This is a genomic window from Acinetobacter sp. UBA6571 (genome assembly GCF_002434085.1).
GTDB classification, from domain to species: Bacteria; Pseudomonadota; Gammaproteobacteria; order Pseudomonadales; family Moraxellaceae; genus Acinetobacter; species Acinetobacter radioresistens.
This window is the reverse complement of sequence record NZ_DJJJ01000065.1, coordinates 98,387-122,677: the sequence shown is the minus strand read 5'-3', so window position 1 is coordinate 122,677 and position 24,291 is coordinate 98,387. Positions and strand designations below refer to the sequence as shown.

At 42.1% G+C, this 24,291-nt stretch carries 24 protein-coding genes; 10 read left to right on the top strand and 14 right to left on the bottom strand.

What is annotated here, in order from left to right:
- Positions 1-49: 49 nt before the first annotated feature.
- Complete coding sequence (locus tag B3X18_RS14255; protein WP_005026236.1) at positions 50-1,774, bottom strand: glutamine--tRNA ligase/YqeY domain fusion protein; 1,725 nt, start codon at positions 1,772-1,774, stop codon at positions 50-52.
- 167 nt (positions 1,775-1,941) lie between these two features.
- Here B3X18_RS14255 and B3X18_RS14250 point away from each other — a divergent pair, with 167 nt between their 5' ends.
- From B3X18_RS14250 to nfsB, 3 genes are all read left to right on the top strand, one after another.
- Positions 1,942-2,451: a peptidylprolyl isomerase gene (locus tag B3X18_RS14250; RefSeq protein ID WP_005019994.1), complete on the top strand. Its 510-nt coding sequence runs from the start codon at positions 1,942-1,944 to the stop codon at positions 2,449-2,451.
- Positions 2,452-2,469: 18 nt separating this feature from the next.
- The gene (locus tag B3X18_RS14245) at positions 2,470-3,189 is read left to right on the top strand and encodes a UDP-2,3-diacylglucosamine diphosphatase (RefSeq protein ID WP_005026238.1); all 720 of its coding nucleotides are present in this window, start codon (positions 2,470-2,472) and stop codon (positions 3,187-3,189) included.
- 121 nt (positions 3,190-3,310) lie between these two features.
- On the top strand, positions 3,311-3,964 hold the full coding sequence (gene nfsB / locus B3X18_RS14240) for an oxygen-insensitive NAD(P)H nitroreductase (protein WP_005026240.1): 654 nt from the start codon (positions 3,311-3,313) through the stop codon (positions 3,962-3,964).
- A gap of 137 nt (positions 3,965-4,101) precedes the next feature.
- On the opposite strand, the gene B3X18_RS14235 is transcribed toward nfsB, so the two are convergent.
- From B3X18_RS14235 to B3X18_RS14215, 5 genes are all read right to left on the bottom strand, one after another.
- Positions 4,102-4,230, bottom strand: coding sequence for a hypothetical protein (locus tag B3X18_RS14235; protein WP_016801188.1), 129 nt, complete (start codon positions 4,228-4,230; stop codon positions 4,102-4,104).
- A 39-nt stretch (positions 4,231-4,269) separates the two neighbouring features.
- Complete coding sequence (locus tag B3X18_RS14230) at positions 4,270-5,124, bottom strand: DMT family transporter (protein WP_005026244.1); 855 nt, start codon at positions 5,122-5,124, stop codon at positions 4,270-4,272.
- Between the two features lie 88 nt (positions 5,125-5,212).
- On the bottom strand, positions 5,213-6,250 hold the full coding sequence (fba, locus tag B3X18_RS14225) for a class II fructose-bisphosphate aldolase (RefSeq protein WP_005026246.1): 1,038 nt from the start codon (positions 6,248-6,250) through the stop codon (positions 5,213-5,215).
- Between the two features lie 121 nt (positions 6,251-6,371).
- Positions 6,372-6,671 carry a hypothetical protein gene (locus B3X18_RS14220; protein ID WP_005026248.1) on the bottom strand — a complete coding sequence of 100 codons (300 nt, stop codon included), beginning with the start codon at positions 6,669-6,671 and terminating at the stop codon, positions 6,372-6,374.
- A 139-nt stretch (positions 6,672-6,810) separates the two neighbouring features.
- Positions 6,811-7,998 carry a phosphoglycerate kinase gene (locus B3X18_RS14215; protein WP_005026252.1) on the bottom strand — a complete coding sequence of 396 codons (1,188 nt, stop codon included), beginning with the start codon at positions 7,996-7,998 and terminating at the stop codon, positions 6,811-6,813.
- Positions 7,999-8,137: 139 nt separating this feature from the next.
- On the opposite strand from B3X18_RS14215, the gene B3X18_RS14210 reads away from it, so the two are divergent.
- The 5 genes from B3X18_RS14210 (at position 8,138) to tehB (ending at position 13,103) form a co-directional block, all read left to right on the top strand.
- On the top strand, positions 8,138-8,521 hold the full coding sequence (locus tag B3X18_RS14210; protein ID WP_005026254.1) for a DUF2237 family protein: 384 nt from the start codon (positions 8,138-8,140) through the stop codon (positions 8,519-8,521).
- Complete coding sequence (locus B3X18_RS14205) at positions 8,521-9,114, top strand: Maf family protein (protein WP_017400600.1); 594 nt, start codon at positions 8,521-8,523, stop codon at positions 9,112-9,114. Before B3X18_RS14210 ends, B3X18_RS14205 begins: the two co-directional genes overlap by 1 nt.
- A gap of 30 nt (positions 9,115-9,144) precedes the next feature.
- A complete protein-coding gene (locus B3X18_RS14200) occupies positions 9,145-10,317 on the top strand; it encodes a cupin domain-containing protein (RefSeq protein WP_005026259.1) in 1,173 nt (390 codons plus the stop codon).
- 169 nt (positions 10,318-10,486) lie between these two features.
- Complete coding sequence (locus B3X18_RS14195; protein WP_017400601.1) at positions 10,487-12,157, top strand: FMN-binding glutamate synthase family protein; 1,671 nt, start codon at positions 10,487-10,489, stop codon at positions 12,155-12,157.
- 76 nt (positions 12,158-12,233) lie between these two features.
- Complete coding sequence (gene tehB, locus B3X18_RS14190) at positions 12,234-13,103, top strand: SAM-dependent methyltransferase TehB (RefSeq protein WP_017400602.1); 870 nt, start codon at positions 12,234-12,236, stop codon at positions 13,101-13,103.
- Positions 13,104-13,218: 115 nt separating this feature from the next.
- Here tehB and B3X18_RS14185 read toward each other — a convergent pair whose 3' ends face one another.
- The 4 genes from B3X18_RS14185 to B3X18_RS14170 are packed head-to-tail and all read right to left on the bottom strand — an operon-like array spanning position 13,219 to position 16,960.
- Entirely contained in the window at positions 13,219-14,250 is a 1,032-nt protein-coding gene (locus tag B3X18_RS14185; RefSeq protein ID WP_017400603.1) for an alpha/beta hydrolase, read from the bottom strand.
- On the bottom strand, positions 14,250-15,389 hold the full coding sequence (locus B3X18_RS14180) for a YdcF family protein (protein ID WP_017400604.1): 1,140 nt from the start codon (positions 15,387-15,389) through the stop codon (positions 14,250-14,252). Before B3X18_RS14180 ends, B3X18_RS14185 begins: the two co-directional genes overlap by 1 nt.
- A 7-nt stretch (positions 15,390-15,396) precedes the next feature.
- A complete protein-coding gene (gene murB / locus B3X18_RS14175; RefSeq protein ID WP_017400605.1) occupies positions 15,397-16,479 on the bottom strand; it encodes a UDP-N-acetylmuramate dehydrogenase in 1,083 nt (360 codons plus the stop codon).
- Entirely contained in the window at positions 16,451-16,960 is a 510-nt protein-coding gene (locus B3X18_RS14170; protein ID WP_017400606.1) for a low molecular weight protein-tyrosine-phosphatase, read from the bottom strand. Before B3X18_RS14170 ends, murB begins: the two co-directional genes overlap by 29 nt.
- A 116-nt stretch (positions 16,961-17,076) precedes the next feature.
- On the opposite strand from B3X18_RS14170, the gene B3X18_RS14165 reads away from it, so the two are divergent.
- The gene (locus B3X18_RS14165; RefSeq protein WP_005026271.1) at positions 17,077-18,237 is read left to right on the top strand and encodes an iron-containing alcohol dehydrogenase; all 1,161 of its coding nucleotides are present in this window, start codon (positions 17,077-17,079) and stop codon (positions 18,235-18,237) included.
- Positions 18,234-18,668: an acyl-CoA thioesterase gene (locus B3X18_RS14160; RefSeq protein ID WP_005026273.1), complete on the top strand. Its 435-nt coding sequence runs from the start codon at positions 18,234-18,236 to the stop codon at positions 18,666-18,668. The genes B3X18_RS14165 and B3X18_RS14160 overlap by 4 nt, the downstream gene beginning before the upstream one ends.
- Before the next feature lie 5 nt (positions 18,669-18,673).
- Here B3X18_RS14160 and dnaX read toward each other — a convergent pair whose 3' ends face one another.
- The 4 genes from dnaX to B3X18_RS14140 all read right to left on the bottom strand — a co-directional run bounded on the left by dnaX (position 18,674) and on the right by B3X18_RS14140 (position 24,206).
- Positions 18,674-20,839, bottom strand: a complete 2,166-nt coding sequence (gene dnaX / locus B3X18_RS14155; RefSeq protein WP_005026276.1) for a DNA polymerase III subunit gamma/tau — start codon at positions 20,837-20,839, stop codon at positions 18,674-18,676.
- Between the two features lie 180 nt (positions 20,840-21,019).
- Entirely contained in the window at positions 21,020-21,979 is a 960-nt protein-coding gene (locus B3X18_RS14150) for a methyltransferase (protein ID WP_005026279.1), read from the bottom strand.
- 25 nt (positions 21,980-22,004) lie between these two features.
- Complete coding sequence (locus tag B3X18_RS14145; protein ID WP_286935762.1) at positions 22,005-23,267, bottom strand: serine hydrolase domain-containing protein; 1,263 nt, start codon at positions 23,265-23,267, stop codon at positions 22,005-22,007.
- Between the two features lie 84 nt (positions 23,268-23,351).
- Positions 23,352-24,206 (bottom strand): MaoC family dehydratase, encoded by an 855-nt coding sequence (locus B3X18_RS14140; RefSeq protein ID WP_005026283.1) that lies wholly within the window; start codon positions 24,204-24,206, stop codon positions 23,352-23,354.
- Positions 24,207-24,291 lie beyond the last annotated feature (85 nt).

Below are 24,291 nucleotides of genomic sequence, written 5' to 3'. Positions count from 1 at the left end.
TATGCCCTTTAAAAAAAGAAGCCTCTTTCACAAGAGGCTTCTTTTAAGCTTATTTACCCGGTTTAAAACTGTCTCTCAAATCGAGAATTCTATTAAATACCGGTTTTTCAGGAGAATGGTCATAACGATCGGCCACAAAATAACCTTCACGCTCGAACTGGAAACGGTCTTCCGGTTGAGCTTGTGCCAGTGCAGGTTCAATTACCGCCTGAAGCACTTTGAGTGATTCAGGATTAAGGTTAGCCAGGAAGTCATCTCCAGTTTCCGGATCTGCTTCAGTAAACAGGTGATCATAAATACGGACTTCTGCCGGTATACCTTGGGTTGCAGAAACCCAGTGGATAACACCTTTTACTTTACGCCCTTCCGGATTTTTACCCAGAGTTTCCGTATCAATTGAACATTTCAATTCTACTACCTCACCGCTTTCATCTTTAATAACTTCATCGCATTTAATGACATAAGCATGACGTAAACGAACTTCACCATCTGGTATGAGGCGTTTAAAACCTTTTGGCGGCACTTCTTCAAAATCTTTACGGTCAATATAGATTTCAGAGGTCAGCGGAATCCTCCGCTCACCCATATCTACATTTGGATGGCGCGCATGAACCAGATCCATGGCTTCTGGCAGATTAGTTAAAATTACTTTAAGTGGATTTAGGACTGCCATACCACGTGCTGCACTATTTTCCAGTGACTGACGGATGCAGAACTCCAGCATTGCCACATCAACAATACCGTCAGTTTTCGAAACGCCTACTCGCTTGCAAAAATCACGCAATCCTTCTGGAGTAAAACCGCGACGGCGCATACCAACAACTGTTGGCATTCGAGGATCATCCCAGCCATGTACATGCCCACCTTCTACCAGCTTACGCAGTTTACGTTTTGAAGTAATAGTATAATCGACATTCAGACGGCTAGATTCGTACTGGCGCGGTACAGCGGGTGAGTGGACTTTCTCGACGACCCAATCATAAAAAGGACGGTGGTCCTGGAATTCCAGAGTACAAAGCGAATGTGTGATGCCTTCAATCGCATCAGACAACGGATGGGCATAATCGTACATCGGGTAGATTTTCCATTTATTGCCTGTTTGATGATGCTCAGAATGCAACACACGATACAGAATCGGATCACGCATGTGGACATTTGGTGAAGCCATATCAATTTTAGCGCGGAGTACCGCTTCACCTTCACTCAGTTCACCATTACGCATCTGCTCAAAGCGTGTCAGATTCTCTTCAACACTTGCATCACGATAAGGTGAGTTTTTGCCTGACTCTACAAAAGAGCCACGATTTAACTTAATCTGTTCTGGAGTCTGCAAGTCTACATAGGCATCGCCCTGCTGAATCAACTGAAGCGCCCATGTATAGAGCTGATCAAAGTAGCTTGATGCATAACGCGGCTCACCTTCCCATTGAAATCCAAGCCATTTCACATCATTAGCAATGCCATCTACATATTCCTGCTCTTCGGCATCTGGATTGGTGTCGTCAAAACGCAAGTTACATGCACCTTGATATTCTTCTGCAATTCCAAAGTTCAGACAGATAGCCTTTACATGACCAATATGCAAATAGCCATTCGGCTCTGGTGGGAAGCGGGTGATTACTTTCTGGGTACGCCCGGCAGCCAGATCATCACTAATGACCTGACGGATAAAGTCTAAGCCTGCCTGTTGTTGTTGCTGCGCTTGATCGACTATGGCTTCATTATTTGGTGTCGGGTTATTTGGCAGGGATGAAACAACATCATTGGGCTTCATAATAGATAATTCACTTCTAAATCAAAAAATGAGGATAATTAAAACGCTATTCAGTTTTTTTAACAAAGAAAATAACGTTTTTACTTGCCTTGTAGTTTACAGTTTGCTTATGCTTCTCTCAACCAAAAAACCCATGGCATTTTTGTCCATGTTCAGGAGATTAACCAATGAGTTTTCCTCAAGTCGAATTAAACACCAATAAAGGTCGTATTGTTCTTGAGCTTAATACTGAAAAAGCACCTAAAACTGCTGAAAACTTCCTGCAATATGTTCGTGACGGCTTTTATGACGGCGTTATCTTTCACCGTGTGATTGACGGTTTCATGATCCAAGGTGGTGGCTTCGACGAAAACTTTAAAGAAAAAGCAACTCGCGATGCAATCGAAAATGAAGCAGATAACGGCCTGAGCAATGACGAAGGTACGATTGCAATGGCACGTACCCAGGCTCCTCACTCTGCATCTGCCCAGTTTTTCATTAACGTGAAAAATAACTCTTTCCTTAACCATACAGGTAAAACTGCTCAAGGTTGGGGTTATGCAGTGTTCGGTAAGGTTGTTGAAGGTATGGACGTTGTTAATGAGATTAAAAATGTCCGTACTGGTAACCGTGGTTACCATGCCGATGTTCCTCTGGAAAATGTTGTAATCGAATCTGCTAAAATTATCTCTGAATAATTTTATACAGGACACCTTGTGACCTATCTGTTTATTTCAGATTTACATTTGTCACCTGAACACCCTCGACTTGTTCGGGGGTTTTTAGACTTATTAAAATATTATGCAAACCAGCATACCCAGCTCTATATTTTAGGAGACTGGTTTAATGCCTGGATCGGTGATGATTATTCCGCGCCTTGGCTGGATGAAATTGTTCAGGCTTTACAGCAGTTCCAACAAGCTGGTAACACTATCTATTTTCAGGCCGGAAATCGTGACTTTGCCCTAGGCCAAAAATTCTTGGACCAGTTTCACGGTGTTCTATTGCCAGATATATATCAGTTGAGTATTGGTGCTTTAGCGTTCCGGCTAGAACATGGAGATGCACTTTGTACTGATGATATATCTTATCAACGCTTTAAAAAGATAATTCGCAACCCACTTTTGCTGGGCTTTCTAAAGCGTCTACCACTCGGTTTTAGACAAAAGCTGGCCAATGGATTCCGTCAAAAAAGTGCTGAGACCAAGCAGACCAAAGCTTATGAAATTATGGATGTTAACCAGCATACAGTTGAGCAGGTTCTAGAAAATTCCGATATTTTGATTCACGGCCATACACATCGCCCTGCAATTCATGAAATATATAATAAAAAGCGTATTGTGCTAGGTGACTGGAGAGAGCGTTCTGCTCAAATTCTGGAGATAAATCCGCTAGCAGAGCAAACAGAGTTAAAGTTGATAAGCTGGAATTATTAAACAAACAATATAATCCTGCTTCTTTAAGATAAAAATTGATTGAATTTACGAGTATTATTTAAAAAATATCGTATGATCAATCTCAATGATTTGAACCTAAATGCAGTGATGGAGTACATATATGGATCTGCTTGATATCGTACATAACCGCTATACGACTAAAGCTTATGACCCAACCAAGAAAATTTCACAGGAGCAGTTTGAACGCTTCCTGGAAATACTTCGTTATACTCCTTCATCAATTAACATTCAGCCTTGGCATTTCTTTATCGCTGATCATGAATCTGCCAAACAGCGTATTGCGAAAGCTCTGGTGGGCAAGTACAGTTATAACGCACCTAAAGTATTAGACTCTTCCCATACTATTTTATTTTGTACTAAAGCCAATATTACTGAAGAACATCTTGAGCATTTGTTAAATCAAGATGCAGCAAGTGGGCGCTTCAAGGATGAAACAGCCAAACAAGGTCAGAAAGACAGCCGTAGTGGTTATGTTGATTATTACCGCAATGAAAAAGGTGATGTCCAGCGTTGGGCTGAAAATCAGACTTTTATTGCTCTTGGGCAAATGCTATTGGCAGCAGGTATTGAAGGTGTGGACGCTACCCCTATTGGTGGATTTAATGAAGATATTATCAGTGCAGAATTAGGCCTAACTGAATTAGGCTTAGTTCCATCAGTATTACTTACATTAGGCTACCGCAGTGCAAGCGATTTTAATGCCAAGTTACCTAAATCACGCTTGGATAGAGAACAAATTTTTACCAAGCTATAAAATTCTAAATTGAGGAGAGGATATCTCTCCTTTTATAATTGTCATCATAATTTTATATAAAAATTTTAAAATCATTCAAAAACTGGAAATAAAAAACAATGTTACCTATTCCCAAACGTCTGCTTAAATTTGAATGTCTAGGTTGCGGCAGCATGTACATAGAACAAATAAATAGACAGCATATGCTTTCCTATCCAGCATGCCCAAATTGCCAGCAGCCAGGCCAGATACTTGGTAGTGTCAATAAACTGGATTATTTGCTTCATCCGGTAGCAGTGATAAAAATTTACTTACCTTAAAGCATATTACATGGCATATGCCAGACAGATTACTCCAGTCAATCCTAAAATTAAGCCGATTAATGTCGGGAGATTCAGTTTTTCTTTAAAGTACAGCAAGCCACTCATCACGCCCAGTAATACTACCAGAATATTCATTCCAGCAAATACAATAGCCGGGCTATCTTTAAGTAGCATATGGGCCTTAATGTACAGAGCAATATTACAAAAATTAAGCAAGCCCAAACCTGAACCAGCTAATATATTTTTTTGTGACCACCGGTTTTTTTGTAAAACCAGAAAACCGCTTGAGAGTACAAAAGAAAAGAGAAAGGCCAGATTCAAGGCCAGTGCAAATTGTAAGCCTAAGCCTGTGGTGTATTTTAAAAGAATATCCACCAACGCGTAGCCTATCCATACACTCAATAGAAAAACCAGACCTTTTTTATGATCGGAAGTCGTTTTTTCCTGAAAATGTTGACCGAATAATAAACTGATTACTGCGACTATTCCTAGACCTATACCCAGCAGTTTACTAATACTGAACTGTTCCTGAAATATAGAAAAAGCAGCCAGTAGAGATAATACAACAGACAGGCGTTGCGCAATTTCGGTTTTCAGGATTCCTGCGTATTGTAGTGATCTGGCCAGACATAGAAATATACCAGGCAATAGCATACCTAAAATAAAAATCAGCCACCACGGAGTGGTACTTAAAGAAACATGAGAAAAATCCGGTTTAAACCATATATAGCAAAGCACACTGGCAACTGCATAATTGACAGTAATCATTTGCAGAGCATCAAAACCGTGTGATTTGCCCCATTTTAAGAATATAGACACTGCCACACTGCATAAGGCCGCCCCAAAAATCAGTTCCATCTTGCCACTCTTAGCTTGTTTTACTTGAGCTTATAGAAAAAGCCCACATCTGTGGGCTTTTAAATATTATAAAAAATCACGTAGTGAGTTATTTATAACGATCAACCATTTTTTCCAGTGAAATCGGATGGATTTTATCTGCATGGCCTGCCGTACCAAATGCTTCATAACGATCTACACAGATCTGTTTCATTGCATCAATAGTCTTGGCAAAGAATTTACGCGGATCAAATTCACTTGGCTGCTCAGCCATCATACGGCGCATTGCACCGGTAGAAGCCAGACGTAAGTCTGTATCGATGTTAATTTTACGTACACCATGTTTGATCGCTTCTACCAACTGCTCAACTGGCACACCATAAGTTTCTTTGATATCGCCGCCGTACTGGTTAATAATAGCTAACCATTCTTGTGGAACTGAACTTGAGCCATGCATAACCAGGTGTGTATTTGGTAGAGCCGCGTGAATTTCTTTAATACGGTCAATTGCCAAGATGTCTCCCGTTGGTGGACGGGTGAATTTATACGCACCATGTGAAGTACCTACAGCAATTGCCAGCGCATCAACATTGGTATCAGCCACAAAACTGCGTGCTTCTTCTACAGAAGTCAACAGCTGAGAATGGTCAAGTATCCCTTCTGCACCTACGCCATCTTCTTCACCAGCCATACCGGTTTCAAGTGAACCCAGACAGCCAATTTCACCTTCTACTGAAACACCACAAGCATGTGCCATTTGTACAGTACGACGAGTCACATCAACATTGTATTCATAGGAAGTTGGTGTTTTACCATCTTCACCTAATGAACCATCCATCATCACCGAGCTAAAGCCAAGCTGAATTGAACGTTGGCAAACATCTGGGCTGGTACCATGATCTTGGTGCATAACTACCGGAATGTGTGGCCATTCTTCAATAGCAGCCAGAATAAGATGACGCAAGAACGGCGCCCCTGCATACTTACGGGCCCCCGCTGAAGCTTGTACGATCACAGGTGAATTGGTTGCGTCTGCAGCCAGCATGATTGCGCGCATTTGTTCTAAATTGTTTACATTGAACGCTGGTACGCCGTAGCTATGTTCTGCGGCGTGGTCCAAGAGCTGGCGCATCGAAATAAGTGCCATAATATCCTCCCAGGTAATGCGGCCTATTCTACCCTGTCATTTATTTCAATTCAGCAACAAAACACATGATTTAAAAAAAAATCCCTGCATTTGCAGGGACTTTTAAACAAAAGCCTACAATTTACTGTGTGGCTGTGCCTGTAGTAGCTGTTTCAGCATCTGGTGCAGGCATTTCTGCTGCTGGAGTCATAGAATCTTCAGCTGGTGCATTCGCTTGTTCAGGCGAAATATCTGTATTATTTTCATCCATGACTGGCTTATCGATTGCATCAATTGCAGCTTGTTGTTCAGGTGTTATTTTTTCTTCTGCAGCAGGTGCATTTTGCCCCTGATCAGTTGCAGCTGCTTCTTCTTTCTTTGCACACGCAGTTAGTACCAGTGGTGCGACCAGTGAGATCACAAGCATAAATTTTAACTTCATTACCTTTACCCAAACAAAGAAGATCTAATGCAGATTATGTTATTGCACAAATATGACAGTTATATGAATCTAAAATGAAAACAGGCTGGACCAAGCCAACCTGTTTAAACTTTAAAAATTATAGAATCAGAAGAATGTATTAGGCACGCTCTAGTAGCACGGCTACTGCTGGCAAGGTTTTGCCTTCTACAAACTCAAGGAAAGCCCCTCCACCAGTCGAGATATAGCCAATTTTGTCAGCGACTTCATATTTATCAATAGCTGCCAATGTATCTCCACCGCCTGCTATCGAGAAACCGGCAGACTTTGCAATTGCCTGAGAAAGCGTTTTGGTACCCTCTCCAAACTGGTCAACTTCAAATACACCGACCGGACCATTCCATAAAATAGTTTTTGAATTTTTAAGAATCTCTGCAAATGCCTGAGCTGTTTCTGGACCAACATCCAGAATCATATCATTTTCCGAAACTTCTGATACTTTTTTGACTACAGCTTGAGCTTTTGCCAATGAACCCAAGAAATCTTCAAAGTTAATTTCAGATGCATTAGCAACAACCACGTCAGTTGGCAAAGGGACAGAAACTTTCGCAGCAATCGCTTTTGCAGTGTCGACCAGGTCTGCTTCAAAAAGCGATTTACCCACGTTATAACCAGCGGCGGCCAAGAAAGTATTGGCAATACCGCCGCCAACAATTAACTGGTCACAAAGTGTAGATAAAGAATTTAAAACGTCGAGTTTAGTAGAGACTTTAGAACCTGCAACAATTGCTACCATCGGCTTTTCAGGTGTTTTTAGTGCACGGCCCAGTGCATCCAGTTCTGCTGCAAGCAGCGGCCCTGCTGCTGCAACCTTGGCAAAGCGCGCTACACCTTCTGTAGATGCTTCTGCACGATGCGCAGTACCAAATGCATCCATAACAAAGACATCACACAATGCAGCGTATTTTTGTGCCAGCTCAGGATTATTCTTCTTTTCACCTGCATTGAAACGTACATTTTCCAGTAAAACTACCTGGCCGGCCTGAACTTGAACGCCATCCAAGTACTCTGTAACCAACTGGACTTCCTGACCCAGTGCCTGAGACAGATAAGCCGCAACAGGAGCGAGTGACTGTTCCGGTTTAGGTTCACCCTCTACCGGACGACCCAGATGAGAACACACTATCACTGCTGCACCTTTTTCCAGCGCAGCCTGAATTGTCGGTAATGCAGCGCGTAGACGTGCATCGCTCGTAATCTCACCATTTTTTACAGGAACGTTTAAGTCTTCACGAATAAGGACACGTTTGCCTGTCAGGTCAAGGTCAGTCATACGCTGAAAGTTCATGTAATACTCTCTTTATGTATTTAAAAATGCCATCGATTTTAAATGATTATGCTTAAAAAGGTTAGCTTCTTTTGCATAAAAGCTAACGTTTGCCAAAGATTTGTTATGATAGATAAAGCCTGTCTATTTCCGAGTACTTATGTCTTTTCATCCTGATCCGAAGATTAACCGCTTAAATGTATTAGGTGAACCCTTGGCAAGCTGTTGCTATGACCCTATTACCGGATATTTCCGTAATGGTTTTTGCCATACTGCTGCTACTGATCTGGGCCAGCATACTGTTTGTGCACAGATGACATCTGAATTTCTAAGTTTTTCTCAAAAACTGGGTAATGATCTGATTACGCCCTTACCGGAAGTAGGTTTTCCCGGACTAAAACCTGGTGACTTCTGGTGTATCTGCGTAACGCGCTGGGTTGAAGCCTATCAGGCTGATATGGCTCCGCCTGTAAAAATTCATGCCTGCCATCAGGCAGTACTCAGTTATGTACCTTTAGATATTTTAATGGATTATGCAATTTGATGAAGCAGCCTCCTCTTATTCTGGCCTCCAGTAGTGATACCCGTAAAGCGCTGTTGAATCGTTTAGGCTTGCAGTATCGATGTATTTCACCAGATATTGATGAATTACCCCAGGGTGAGACACATGCAGATGAACTTGCAAGGAGACTGGCTTTTGACAAAGCTCATATTGTTGCCAGACTTTACCCTGAAGCAGTAGTGATTGGTTCCGATCAGGTAGCATGGCGGGAACATACACCCGATGATTTTATAGGTAAGCCCTTAACAGTTGAAAAGGCAGTGCAACAGTTGCAGGTCAATTCCGGGAAAACGGTCTATTTTAGTACGGGGCTGAGTGTACAGCAGCATTCCACAGGTTTTCAGCACACACTGGTAGAGCATTATCAGGTAAAATTCCGCACATTAAATCTGGCCGAAATTGAGCGATACATCGAACTGGATCAACCACTTCACTGTGCAGGTAGCTTTAAATGTGAAAGTCTGGGCATTAGTCTGTTTGAAAAGATGACGGGTAATGACCAGACAACTTTAATGGGCCTACCCATGATTCAGCTATGCCAGATTTTGCGCCAACTCGACTTCCAGATTCCCTAGCTAATTTTTTTAATATTTACAGGTTTTTCTATGTCCCAACCTCTAGCTGTCTTAGGCGGTATAACTGCCGAACAATTTTTAAGTGAATATTGGCAAAAAAAACCGCTACTGGTCCGTAATGCCCTGCCCGAAATTATCAATATTCTTGAACCGAACGATGTTAAAGAACTTGCGCTTGAAGAAAATATTACTGCCCGTTTAATCAAGCAAAAAGATAAAGATTCTAACCAGTGGTCAGTGAAATCTTCTCCCCTGATTAAAGGCGATTTCCAGAAAATGCCAAAACTATGGACCTTGCTGGTTCAGGCGGTTGACCATTATTCATTTGACCTCGCAGCCCTATGGAAAAAATTTCCCTTTATTCCACAGTGGCGCCGTGATGATATTATGGTGTCTTATGCGCCTAAAGGCGGTTCAGTTGGCAAGCATTTTGACTTTTATGATGTATTCCTGGTGCAAGGTTACGGTCACCGTCGCTGGCAGCTTGGGCAGATGTGCGATGCAGACACGGCTTTTGTTCCAGGTCAGCCTCTTAAACTGCTACCAGATATGGAGGTAAATTTTGATGAAGTACTGGCTCCAGGTGATCTGTTATATGTTCCGCCAGGTCTGTCTCACTATGGCGTAGCAGAAGATGACTGCCTGACCTTTTCCTTTGGTTTTCGCATGCCTAATATTGCAGATATGATGGATCGTGTGAGTGATAAATTTTCTGAAGACCAGTTACTCAGAAATCCGCTAACCGATATTCTGCGTGACCAGGCTACAGCAGCAGGCGAGATTACACCTGTTGAACTTGAGTACCTTAAAACAGAACTGCTTGCCCGTCTGCAAAACTCTACTGTACTTGATGATGCTATTATCAGCTTGATGTCAGAGCCGAAGTATCCGGAGAATATTCCTGAAGCGGAAGAGATCGGTACAGGTGATCTGGAAGAAGCTTTGGATCAGGGTTACATGCTAATGCTGGAACCTGCTTCACGCCTGCTTTATACAGATGAAGACAACCAGCTACTTTTTTGGGCAAATGGTGAAGCACTATATATTTCTGAAAGCTTTGCAGCCTATTTAAAGCGCCTTGCTGATGGTGAAATTCTGGTTCTTGATCAGAATTTAAATGATGAAGAAATACTTGAAGATATCGCACAACTATTGACTGACTCTATTTTGATGCTGCTTCCACCAGAAGAAGAGCAGAACTAATATTTATTTATAAAAAATAGCCAGACCTGTTCTGGTTATTTTTTTATCTGAAAAATTATCTCAGTTATCTTCTTATATGACTGAGAATGAACAAAACTCTCATTGAGAAATATAGCCCGGCTTGGCAAGTTGAATCTATTGAAAAATATTAAAAGGAAAGCTGAATATAATGGCAAGCCCAGCACAAACAATACGTCATAAGCTCCTCAATACATTTTTCTCAAGACATTCGGTCTGGTTCCTGTGCATTCTGATCGCATTAGGTATTACCATGCTTAGGCTATTCTATGAGCCACATTATATTTATTACTTCGTTTCAGATACCTTGCTTAACAGTGTCTGGCTAATCACAGCTTTGCTCAGCCTGCTGGGTCTCTATGATGTTTTGCAGAATCGTCACTCGATCTTAAAAAACTATCCGATTATGGGCCACTTTCGCTATATCTTTGAAGATTTTCGTCCAGAGATCCGGCAGTATTTTATTGAATCGGATCATGATGCACTGCCATTTTCACGGGTACAGCGCAGTCTAGTATATCAGCGTGCGAAAAATGAAAATTCAGATAAACCCTTTGGCTCAATTTTAGATGTCTATCAGGCAGATTATCGTTTTATTACTCACTCCCTGGCACCTTGCTCACCAGCAGATCCGGCCACTTTTCGTATTCAGATTGGTAATGAGCAATGTACTCAGCCCTATAGCGCTTCAATTTTCAATATCTCTGGCATGAGTTTTGGCAGTCTCAGCGCCAATGCAATTCTGGCGTTAAATCAGGGTGCCAAGATGGGTAACTTTTACCATGACACAGGAGAAGGCAGTATCAGCCCTTATCATCTGGAAAATGGTGGCGATTTGGTCTGGCAAATTGCCAGTGGTTATTTTGGCTGCCGGACGCTTGACGGACAGTTTGATGAAGGAAAGTTTGCTAAACAGGCACAACTTGAACAGGTTAAAATGATTGAACTCAAACTTTCCCAAGGCGCCAAACCGGGTCATGGCGGTATTTTGCCAAAGCATAAAATTTCTGAAGAAATTGCCCTGATTCGGGGAGTAAGTCGTGATCGTGACTGCATCTCTCCTTCTACCCACTCTGCTTTTCGTACACCGATCCAGATGATGCACTTTCTGCAAAAATTACGTGATCTTTCTGGTGGTAAACCAGTAGGCTTTAAGCTCTGTATTGGGCATCCATGGCAATTTATGAGTATTGTAAAAGCTATGCTGGAAACCAAAATTGTACCGGATTTTATTGTAGTCGATGGCTCTGAGGGTGGTACAGGTGCAGCACCAATTGAATTTAGTGACTACATTGGTACACCTCTGCGTGAAGGCTTACGCTTTGTACATAATACCTTGGTGGGTACCGGTTTACGTGATCAGATCAAGATTGGAGCAGCGGGTAAAATCGTCAGTGCATTTGATATTGCCAGTACATTTGCACTGGGCGCAGACTGGGTGAATTCAGGTCGGGGGTTCATGTTTGCAATTGGCTGTATACAGGCACAAAGCTGCCATACCAATCAGTGCCCGGTTGGGGTAGCTACACAGGACCGTGACCGACAAAAAGCTTTACATGTGCCCACCAAAGCTGAACGGGTTTTTAATTTCCATAAAAACACTTTGCATGCCCTGGCAGATATGATAGCAGCAGCAGGCTTGCGTCATCCTTCGGAACTTGATGCACACCATCTGGCACAACGGATTAATGACCGGGAAATTAAAAATTATGCCCAGTTGCATTATTTTATGGAGGAAAATGCCCTTATTAATAACCAGCTTCAGGATAAAGAAAATTTTTATTACCGCATGTGGCAAATGGCCAGTGCTCAAAAATTCTGAACTGTAAAAAGCTGAGTACATACATTCTTCACTTGGCTAACTTGATCACCATAAAACTCTATCTGAGGAAAATACGATGAGTAACTTGCGCTGTTATAAACAAATGCCTGTATGGTCTAATAAAACCCTTCCTCAGAATTTCCGCGAGAAACATAATACTCAAGAAGGGACTTGGGCTAAATTGACAATATTGCAGGGCGAACTGGTATTTGCCATGCTATCAGAAAATGGTGAAATAATTTCTGAAGAAACTTTTAATGCTAGTCATCAACCTTCCTTAGTCTCACCTCAAGCATGGCACAAAATTGTCTCTACCAGTTCCGATATTGCCTGCCAACTTGAATTTTTCTGTGAACCTGAGCGTTACTTTGAAAAGAAATATGGACTAGTACCAACGCATTCCGAAATACGTATGGCGAGTAAAATTCTGCACAGTGCAGGTACCGCACTTGATCTTGGTTGTGGTAGTGGCCGCAATACACTTTTTCTCAGTGAAAAAGGTTTTGAGGTCGATGCATGGGATATTAATGAAGCTAGCATCAATAAGCTTAATGAAATTATTGATGCAGAGAAAATTGATCATATTCACACTGAGATACGTGACCTGAACCAGAATCCCATTATTGAAAAACGCTATAACTTTATCTTTTCAACGGTTGTGCTGATGTTTTTACAGCCCGCTACTATTCCCCGACTTATAGAAGAAATGCAAAAAGCAACTCTGCCTGAAGGTTATAATCTGATTGTTGCGGCTATGGATACACCAGACTATCCATGTAATGTTGATTTCCCCTTCACCTTTAAAGAAGGAGAGCTCATTCGTTATTATACGGGTTGGAATATCTTACAATATAATGAAGATGTTGGTGAGCTACATCGGCTCGATGAGCATGGTCGCCGGATAAAATTGCGTTTTGCTACATTACTGGCAAAAAAGCAGGCTTGAATATAAAAGCATACTATTCACTAAAAACTACAAAGCCAGATCATTACTCTGGCTTTTTCAGAAGATTATATGACGCTAAGTTTTATTAGTACTTAATGCCAGATCATGAGCTTATTTATTCATAATAGTATTTTGAAGGTCTGGCATGTAGAAATGCCGGAATCAGCCCGGTAAGTGCAGCCCGAATATCAGCCCGCTCATTAATGAGTTGATGCGAACCCTCTTCAAGCATAAGCAGGGTCTGTAACCGGAATTTTCGCCGAATAAATTCAATGTTATAACGCCAGTCTACCGTCTGGTCCAGGGCTCCCTGAGCAAGCCAGACTGGTATTCGGCAAGCCGGTCGCTGCTCCATTTCCAGCATCCACCGCGACATCGCCAGAATCCAGTCCATACCCATCATACGGGGCTGTAAGGGATCTTTTAAGCGAATAAAGCGCAGAAATTCCGGATTATGGTTATTACGCCGGAAATGTCGAGGCACTTGCCGCTTGATACGCCGGATAATACCGAGGCCAACCGGGTTATGCCACCATGCTGTTTTTGCAGGTCGAATGAGTGGAGATAAAAGCAAAATACGATCAACAATCGGATTACGGCGTTGCTCAGCATATTCGAGCAAATGATGCATCCAGATTGCGCCTCCCGTACTCTGCCCAATACCTAACCATGGTTGCGGCAACTGGTCAGCCTGACGGACATACTGATATACGGCCAGTAAAACTTGCTGATAATGATCAAAATTCTGGATATTGGCCGGCGAACCGTCACTTAAGCCATGCCCTGGCAAGTCATATGTTATTACGCTGAAGCCCTGTTCAAGTATTTCACGGATGATTGGCTGGTAAATGCCACTGTGTTCAAGATAACCATGCAGCAAACAGACCGTACCTTTAATTTCAGCAACTCTCGGTTTAAAAACCTGTACATGTAATCGAAAAAGTGGCATGGGAACATAACCCTGCCATTGGTCACAGTCCAGCAGATTTAAACCATAAAGTTTGCGATAAGCTAAAATATCAACTGAGGGCTCATACGGGCGGTTCAGATTTAATGGTTCTAGAAGCTGTGAAGTAATTTCACGGCTAGGTATAGGCAAGTCAAGCTGGGTAAGTACATTCGGATTTAAAAACGGGATATCTGACATTAAGGTACCTCCCGGCAGCCACTTGAGCCAAATAGGATATCGCGAATTGTGGCCAGCATTTCGTAATTGGCACGGCGACTGTGATCATAATTCTGCCGGCTTGGACGCCAGTCTGTTAATTTTGAAGGCATAGGTGCTTCAACCGGTATGGTTTCTATACCGTTTAGTGCAAATAAACGGCGTGTACGTGGCATATGATAAACATCCGTGATCAAGATTACTGTAGGTGCCCCACCTTTTTTCTGTAAAAGCAATGAACTGAACCGTGAATTCTCACAGGTATTCATACTGCGGTTTTCCAGTAATTTTGCTTCTACATTTCTTTCTTTTAACCAAGCCTGCATATAAGGGGCTTCTACCCCGCTTAAAACAATGGGTAAATGGTATTGTTTTTCGACTTCCAGGGTTTTCTCGAGCCGCAAGCGGGTATATTTATTCACTACAATATCTTTCTGGTTATCAGCTAAAGTCAATCCGCCACCTAAAACAACAATTGCATAAGGTTTGCTGGAACTTGCCGGATAGACTGGTTCATTTTTTTCTTTTTGTATTTGGGCAATATCTTGATAAATTTCGCTTTCTACTGTCTCTTGCTGTTCAACCGGATGTGTCATCAGGAAATCTATATATTGCTCCATTAACACCTTGTTCTCTGCGCTATTCAATTGCAGAAGCTCACGCATGTCTTCAACCGAATCGGAGACTGGCTGTTCTTGTTCCTGTCCTTTTTTATCAACAGATGGAACCAGTAATGGAATAACCGGTTGGTCGTCCTTATCGTTTTCTTCTTTTTCCTGTTCTTCAATAATAATTTTTTGCAATGCTTTATAACGGGCCTGTAGCGTAGGCAAATCCTGTGCATTCTGGTTTTGCATAGACTGCTCCATCAGTTTTAAATATGCCTGACGGGCAATCCAGAGATTTGAACCAGGCTCTAGTTCCTCATATTCGCTCAGGGCGGCCATTTCCTGACTTTTTGCTGCCACCTGGTTGACTTCTACTGGCACAAAAGTATTAAGAGCCTTGACCACCAGCTGCGAATAAAAAGGGGTATAGATAAAAACCATCAAACAGCCGAGCAGTACAAATATGCCTGCGGCAAGCTGTACTAAACGCACCATCCAATGATACTGAGCCATAAACTGTTTATTCCGTATGTGAGCAAATCTGGGCTATTTCATTATAGAGTACCGGTTCCGGCTCGAGCATGATGTTAAATTTCTGATAAACATCGTGCTGTACCGCGCCGTATGTAGCTTTGATATCTTCTAATGACGCTTCAGCATAGTTGACCAAGACCAGTGCCTGTTTTTCAAACATGCCTACCTGACCCAGACGCTTGCCCTTCCATCCTGCCTGCTCAATCAGCCAGCCGGCTGCAATCTTGGCCTGACCAGTCAACTGGGGGTAATGCGGTAGTCTCGGGAATCGCACTGCCAGTTTCTGATAAGCCTCATTACTAATCACAGGATTTTTAAAAAAACTGCCGGCATTAGGATATTGTGCCGGATCAGGTAACTTACTTTGTCGAATATGAATAACCTGCTGTTGCAGGTTTTCGGCACTCTGATCACCTGCCATAGCCAGTTTCAGATCGCCATAATTCAGCTTGAGCTGCGGTGTTTTTAATAACCTGAATGTTACATGGGTAATAATGTAGCGATTTGGCTGATCTTTAAAAATACTGTGCCGGTATGAAAAACCGCAATCTTTAGCACAGATCGAGTCAAACTGGCCAGTTTCACGGTCATATACTTGTACCGATTCAATAAAATCCCCAGCTTCTACCCCATAAGCTCCAATATTCTGTACAGGTGACGCGCCAACTCGTCCTGGAATTAAAGCCAGGTTCTGTAAGCCATACAAGCGTTTTGTGGTGGTATAGAGTACAAACTCATGCCAGACCTGACCGGCACCCACCCTCAGGCTGCGGCTTTGTTCATCTTCATCTAAATACTCAATACCTTGAATATCAATATGCATGACCAGTGCATTAATCTTTTCAGGTAGAAGCAGGTTACTGCCACCAGAAAGTATAAGAATATTCAGCTGATTCTGGATAGCATATTGAACCGCAGCCGGAATCTGCCGAGTCTGTTCAATGTGAATGTAATGGGAAGCGACACTGTTAAGCTTTAAACTGTTAAAAGGTTTAAGTTGAATATTATTTTGAATCTGAATCACATCTAAACCTTTTAAATTACTGACCAAACTGACTTTTAAATACATTTATCCAGGCATGACTGCTTGATTCACACTGATCCAGTACCCGCTCAAAACCATCAAGCCCGCCATAATACGGATCGGGTAAAGCTTGCTTGGAATATTCAGGGTCATGCTCACTCATCAGAGCAACTTTTGCACGCAGGCATGTTTCGCCATATTCAAGACCAGCTTGATGCATTACTGCTTGTATATCTTCAAGATTCTGATGATCCATTGCCAGAATCAAGTCAAAATCAAGAAAATCTTGAGTCTTTAACTGACGAGCTCTTAACGTTGAGAGATCATAACCACGTTTTTTAGCATGCTTCTGACTCCGTTGGTTAGGTGCTTTACCTGGATGATAATTACTGGTGCCAGCTGAATCAACGATTACATTTAACTGATGCTCGTCACAATAATGCCTCAGGACAATTTCCGCTGTGGGAGAGCGGCAAATATTTCCTAAACAGACACACAACACCTTATACGGCGCTTTGGACGACATAACGACCTCAAGTACAGCTTTCTTTTGAAGAGTCTTATGTTAAGTTATTTACAGGATGAATCCTATAGAACTGCAAAACAATAATGTTCAATTTTTTAAAGAATTAAGGAAAACGTATGGGTCAATTTCAGTTTCAAACCGTTCCCAATATTATTGCTGGGCTAGGCTCAATTGAGAGACTCAAGCAAATCTTGATAGAGCAGAAGTCCAAAAAACTGTTATTGGTTACCGATCCGGGAATGCTGGCTCAGCAGCTTCATCAACCTGTTTTAGATATTTTACATAGCATTGGACTTGAATATAGTATTTATGCTGATGTACAGGCTGATCCACCAGAAGACGTAGTCCTGGCAGCCGCCCGTTTTGCCCGAGAAGAAAAAGCAGACATTATTTTAGGCTTTGGTGGCGGCAGCTCTATGGACGTTGCCAAGATTATTGCCCTGCTTGCGCATCCTGAACAACAGCAAAAGCTCCAGGAGATGTATGGTGTAAATCAGGTCCAAGGCGCACGACTGAAATTAATTTTAATTCCCACCACTGCTGGTACTGGCTCCGAAGTCACGCCTATTTCGATAGTAACCACTGGGGAAACAACAAAAAGTGGAATAGTATCACCTGTGCTTTTTGCAGATACTACTATACTCGATGCAAATTTCACCCGAAATTTACCGCGTCATATTACTGCAGCGACCGGTATTGATGCGATGGTACATGCTGTCGAAGCCTATACATCTAAAATTAAAAAAAATTTCTATGCGGATTTACTCGCAGTTAAAGCGCTCCAGATTCTTTATACAAATTTAAGACCGGTACTTGAAGATGGCCAAAATATGGAAGCCCGGCAGAATATGCTGGTCGGTTCAATGCTTGCCGGGCAGGCCTTTGCCAACTCACCAGTGGGTGCGGTACATGCCTTGGCTTATCCGCTTGGTGGACACTTCCATATTTCACATGGGCATAGCAATGCTCTGGTTTTTACTGAAGTCTTAAAATTTAACCTGACTTATGCCAAGCAGCACTATGCTGAATTGATGTTACATATTGAACCTAAAAGTAGTGGCTCAGTAGAAGGCCTCAGTGATCTGTTTATTGATCATATGCAAAATTATCTGGACATCACTGGTTTACCCTTGACTTTGCAATCACTCGCAATACCTGAGCAGGCTTTAGAACAGCTGGCACAAGATGCAGTATTACAAACCCGGCTATTACAGAATAACCCCCGTGAGCTGGGTTATGAAGATGCGCTCAATATATACCGAGCCATTTATTCATGAATAAGCCTGTAATTACCGAACGCAAGCATTTTAGATTTTTCTTGCCGATTCAGACTCGCTGGGCAGATAATGATATATACGGGCACGTCAATAACGTAACCTATTATAGCTATTTTGACACGGCGGCTAATTCGCTGCTGATTCAGAAAGCAGGGTTTAATATTCATCAATCCCCTGTAATTGGGCTGGTAGTTGATTCTGCTTGCAGCTTTTTTCAGGAACTGTCTTTTCCTGAAATAATTGAGGTTGGCGTAGCAATTGAACGGATTGGCCAATCTTCTTTAACATATCGTTTAGCGATTTTTAAACAGGGTCAGCAGCAAGCATCTGCACAAGGTCACTTTGTTCATGTGCTTGTAAATCGTGAAACACGAAAAAGCACTCCCATATCTCAACAGATGCGGGAGGATCTAGCCACTTATTGTTTATAAAACAATCATGATTTTAACTGGATATTTTGCAGCTCGGCATCAAAAAGATGAATTAAACTCTGAATTGCAGGCTCCTGCTGTAGTAATTCTTTTGCACGCTGGTACGCTTTTTCCTTGCGTACCGTTTGCATGATATATGGCGTGATCTGCTCAATTTCTTTGTATTCCACTTGAAACTGTGTATCAGGCCATTGCTCTTTCATGGCTTGCTCTAAAGCATGCTGGAGCTGAGACAGCATTCCTTCATATTGTTGTGGAATTTGAAAAACTGACAGGCCATTAATCGTGCCTGTCATCAGTCCATGCTGGGCCAGCTCTTGAACGGCAGGTGATAACTCGCTATTCCTAAACCAGTATTCCCATTTGTCTACAGTCCATTCATGCTCTAACTGCTGAGGTGTTAGTGTTAGAATATCCTGAGGCATCAAGTGACCAGAGTTTTCATATTGCTGAGCGCTAATACCAGCTTTTTCCAGCTTAGTATCAGACAATTCTTCATCAGAAAAACTATGAGATACCTGCTCAATCTTTCCCCCGGTTTTAAAGGACTCGGCTACAGGTAACTCAACAAATAAATCTTCCGCAGATATGGTAGGCGCTGTTTCACTCTGGCTAAGATCTTTTGGTATATCGGATTGGGTGTTTATTGCCAGTTCTGAAATGACTAGAGCATCAGGCTCAAGAAATTTAGTATCCAAAAGATCAGCAGAAGGCGCTACCGGTTTAGGCTGAACATTTAAACCTGCCTCATCAAACCCGACCAGCCCATCAGCCGAGTTTAAATTAAAGCTCAGCATTTCATTTGCTGCTGAACTTTCCTCAGTATTACTGTCCGGAACAGCTGATTTTAGCGGTTTTTTCTCAAAAGGTTTAGAAGAGTCTGCCGTAGTTTTAGACACAGTGTCTGGCTCTGCTCCAGCGAATGATAACTCTTCAGAAATAAAATTTGTCTCAGGCTCAAGTTTCTCTGCTAAAACTGTTACCTGTGGTTCAGACGAACGAGGTGCTGTATTAACTTCTGCCGATGCTGAAAAGCTACTATCAGAAACCGCCGGTCTAGAATTGTCTATTGATATTTCATCAGGTGCCAAAGGTCGAAAAGCTAACAGCCGTAAAATACACATTTCAAAGCCCTGCTCTTGCGTAACAGACAGTTGCAGGTCAGCTCGCCCCTTACAGGCAATTTGATAATACAGTTGCAGGTCTTGCGCTGAAATCAGGCGTGAGAGCTGTAAAATTTTACGGTTAATCTCATCACTGTATTTAAGGCCTAGGTCAGGCAAATATTGTAATAGAGCCAATTCGTGTAAGGTCGAAATCAACTGATCCAGAACAAGTGAAACATCCAGTGCCTGATGTCTAAACTGTAATAAAAGCTGGCTGACCCGGGCCTGATTATTCTGATGAATGGCCAAGATCAGGTCATAGATGATAGTGCGGTCAATGAGCCCCAGCATCTCTTTGACATCCTGATGGTGTACCTCACCCTGACCATAAGCAATAGCCTGATCTGTCAGGGACAATGCATCACGTAGGGAGCCTTGGGCAGACTCACCAATTTGCCAGATGGCGTCACTATCGGCATTAATCTCTTCTTTTTGTAAAATTCGGGTTAAATGTTCAGTAATCTCATCAACTGCTAATGGTCGCAAGGTAAATTGCAGGCATCGTGAAATAACCGTAATAGGTAATTTCTGCGGATCTGTGGTAGCGAATAAAAACTTTACATGCTCTGGCGGCTCTTCGAGCGTTTTCAGGAGTGCATTAAAAGAGTGAGTAGAGAGCATATGCACTTCATCGATCAGATAAACCTTAAAGCGTCCCTGAGTCGGTGCATAAGGTACATTGTCGAGCAGTTCGCGGGTATCTTCAACTTTGGTTCTTGAAGCGGCATCAATTTCAATCAGATCAATGAAACGGCCTTCATTGACGGCTTTACAGGTAGCACATACTTCGCATGGTGTAGAAGTAACACCGGTTTCACAGTTTAAGCACTTTGCTAAAATACGCGCAATTGTTGTTTTGCCTACGCCACGTGTACCTGTAAATAAATAAGCATGATGCAGACGGCCACGTTCTAACGCATTGGTCAGCGCCCGTGACACATGGCTTTGCCCGACCAGCTCATTAAAGTTGCGTGGACGATATTTTCGCGCAAGTACTTGATACATGTATGCTCCTTTTTGCCTGTATAAGCATACTGTTTTTTTGCAGCTTAGTGAATGAGCCGATGTCATCAATTGCTTTTAAAACGATAAGTCACTACTTTGCGTTTGAATATGAAAATAATTTTTAAAACCAGATACGCTTTTACATTTATGTATATTTAAAATTTCTGTGCTTTTAAACTATCAGGCAATCTTGTGAACACATAGAATAATGGCTGCAATTCGCTCCACACCTGAATAATATGGCTGTTCGAGTTCTTCACCAAAAATGTCCGGATCGATTTCCTGCCAGTGCCATGTAAATTTTGATTGTCCTTTAAACCACTCTTCAATTCGTTCCTGTAATATGCTTTGACCATTACGGATGGCAACCCCTGTATATAAAAACAAGTGTCCATTTCTGTAAAGATGAGTAACTCCTTGCTGCACAATATCAAAAGCCAGCTGTGCACCATCCATTTTATAGCCACCATGCCGGTACTGACGCCGCTCCGAGTCTACCAGGTAAGGAGGATTGGCAATAATCAAATCATATTGCTCATGAATTTCCTGATATAAATGACTATTTACTGCACGAAACTTTTCAATGCCCGAGAATTCTGCATGAAGTTCACTTAATAATAGAGCGTATGGATTAATGTCTACCAATGTAAGTTCTGGCTGAGGGTTAAATTTTTTGGTTGTTAGAATCGCAGTGGCTGCCGTACCCGAACCCATTTCCAGAATACTGCTCACAGAGAATTGCTGTTGTTTTAGGAAACAGTCTAAATGCAAATTGAAACGGTAGGTATCAGGTCCTAAGAAAACAGCATTCTGGCTAGTTGTAGGGTAACTGCTATGGATAAAAATCTCATCATTTAAACTTGAAACACGAAATTTGCAGCGAAACAGTTGCTCCTGCTGTTCAAGCAAATCATGATATTTCAATAGTTCAAATAAAGGTGCCTTGAGATCTGCTGCATAGAACCAGCGATTCCAGCCAAAAATATCTGCTAAAGTTTCTCCTACCGCCGCATGTCTTAAGACCCGTGAATGCGTTTCTGGCGTTACACTGATAAATTGATAAGCATTAGCTTTAAGATGTTTTAACAGATCTAATAAAGCCTGCTTTTTGGTTTGTAAATCTGAAAGCTCTATGTCCATATATGTCCTTTTATATTATTTTAATTCAAGAGAACCATCCTTTCCTGCCAGTAAGTACACCATCTGCACAGCGTAAAGCTTCTTGAGTAAGTGCCCACAAACGGTAATCTCCAGTCATGGAACCCATCTGGAAATTATGAGTATAGGCAAAACTCAAATTACGCTCAGGATCACACCAGGCCGCTGAACTGTTATATCCCATGTGTCCAAAACCTTGTTGGGCGGCCTTACCCAGCGTAAAAATCCGATGATAGCCCAAACGCCAGTTCATGGGTACAGGCATAACACGGTCGCGGGCAAAGCTCTGAATACTGCTGAGCTCCTGAAAAACTTCTGGTTTAATCAAGACCTTACCTTTCCACTGTCCATGATTAGCCAGCATGGCATAAATTTTTGCCAGACTATGCGCATCAAACACACCATTGGCTGCGGGAACCAAGGCCTGCAGGCCGGCCTCATTAAAGAAGCTAAAGTTTTTCATTCCTTTAGGAACCATAGCATCTTGGAAATCTTGAGGGTTCTGTCCACTCCAGTAAAACAGCTTTTCACTGAATGATGTTTTTCTTTTTGTTTTCTTTGATATTTGATTGTTATGTTCCTTCCAGACTGGTTTAGAGGCAGCAAAAGGACGAGCTACACGCTCCAGTTCAGTCAAGGGAAGACCAAAATATGCACCATCTAACCCAAGTGGTTCTACCAGATACTGTTGCATTAACTGAGATAAAGTTTGACCGGTAACTTTCTCAAGTAGCCCACCGACCAGCCAGCCAAAGGTTAAAGCCTGATAAGCAACGCCCTCTCCTGCTGAAAAACGCGGTTTAGCCTGCTCGAACACAGTTAACATATGCTGCCACTCAAGCATTTCTGCAGCATCATTAATCAGGTTGCGGATATCATATAAACCGCTTTGATGAGACAATATATGTCGTAGCGTCAGCTTATCTTTCCCTTGCTGTGCAAATTCAGGCCAGTATCGACCAATGGGTGTGTCATAGTCCAGAAAACCTTCACTTACTAGAATATGAGCCAAAGTGGCCAATATGCCTTTTCCGGTTGAATAGCATACTGCCAGCGTATCGGCTTGCCAGTTTTCAGTTGCAGATTTTTTGCCAGTATAAATATCAACAACTTTTTTTCCTTTAAAATAAACTGCTAACCCAGCCCCTCCGCTATTTAAACGGCTGGACTGCAATCGGCTAAACAGCTTTGCTAAATCTCTGAATTCAGATTGACATTCACCCTGATAATGCTGGTGTCCATGAAGAATCCATTCTTGAATGGCTGACATATCATTACTCTTATTTTTAATCTAAATATTTTAATTCAATACTTACTATAAAAAAGCCTGAGTTATGAAACTCAGGCTTAAAACTTACAACGCTTTAATACAACCCGCAACATGGGGTTTATGCGATTTGGCATTACAAATCAGGAATACTGTATCTTGGCCTTGCTCGGCAGAGAGAAGCTCTACCCGGGAAGGTAAATACATAGGTAATTTAAAATTCACATCGGCTTCATAAGCTTCTGGTAGTTCAAGACTTGCCAGTGCCCGAGCCTTACTCCACATACCATGTGCTATTGCCTGCTTGAAACCAAATGCCTTGGCTGTAACTGCATGAATATGGATCAGGTTGAAGTCTCCTGAGACTAGAGCATAGCGGCGTCCGGTATTTTCAGAAATATCCCATTTTTCTTTCAACTGATATTCGGGTTCCTGTTCAGCCTTTACCTTTTCAGCCGCTTTTACTGTACTTTTCTGGCGAACCAGATAGGTAGTCAGCCCTTCCATCACGACCTGATTACCAGCTTTAGCAGTAGTGATAAAGTCGAATTGTATACCTTTATCATGGGGTTTAAGTTCACCAAACCTGCAAGACAACGTCAGCTCTTCACTGGTATTGATGCTACGGGTTTGACGTACCATATTGCGAATATGTACCAGCCCCAGAATTGCAAACGGGAAAGCTTCCTGCGTCATCATATGCATTTGCAGACTTTGTGAAAGTACTGCCAGATAAATTGCAGGAACCTCTCCATTATTTTTAAAGCCGCACACTTCATTGTAGGCTTTCAGATGTTTCTGATCGATCTTAAGAGAGTCCACAACATATTCAACTTGTGGCAATACTTTCTCAGCTTTAGGCTTTTTAAAAATCAGTCCCTGAATAACTTTTGGATAAGCCAGATAAGGCTTAGGTAACTGGCTAAAATGACGTGTGTGCATACTCAACCTTCATCAATATCTTTTTTATAAATAAAATTCCCTCTCCCTTGCTCAGGAAGAGGGCCAGAGAGGTTTAAATCCACCT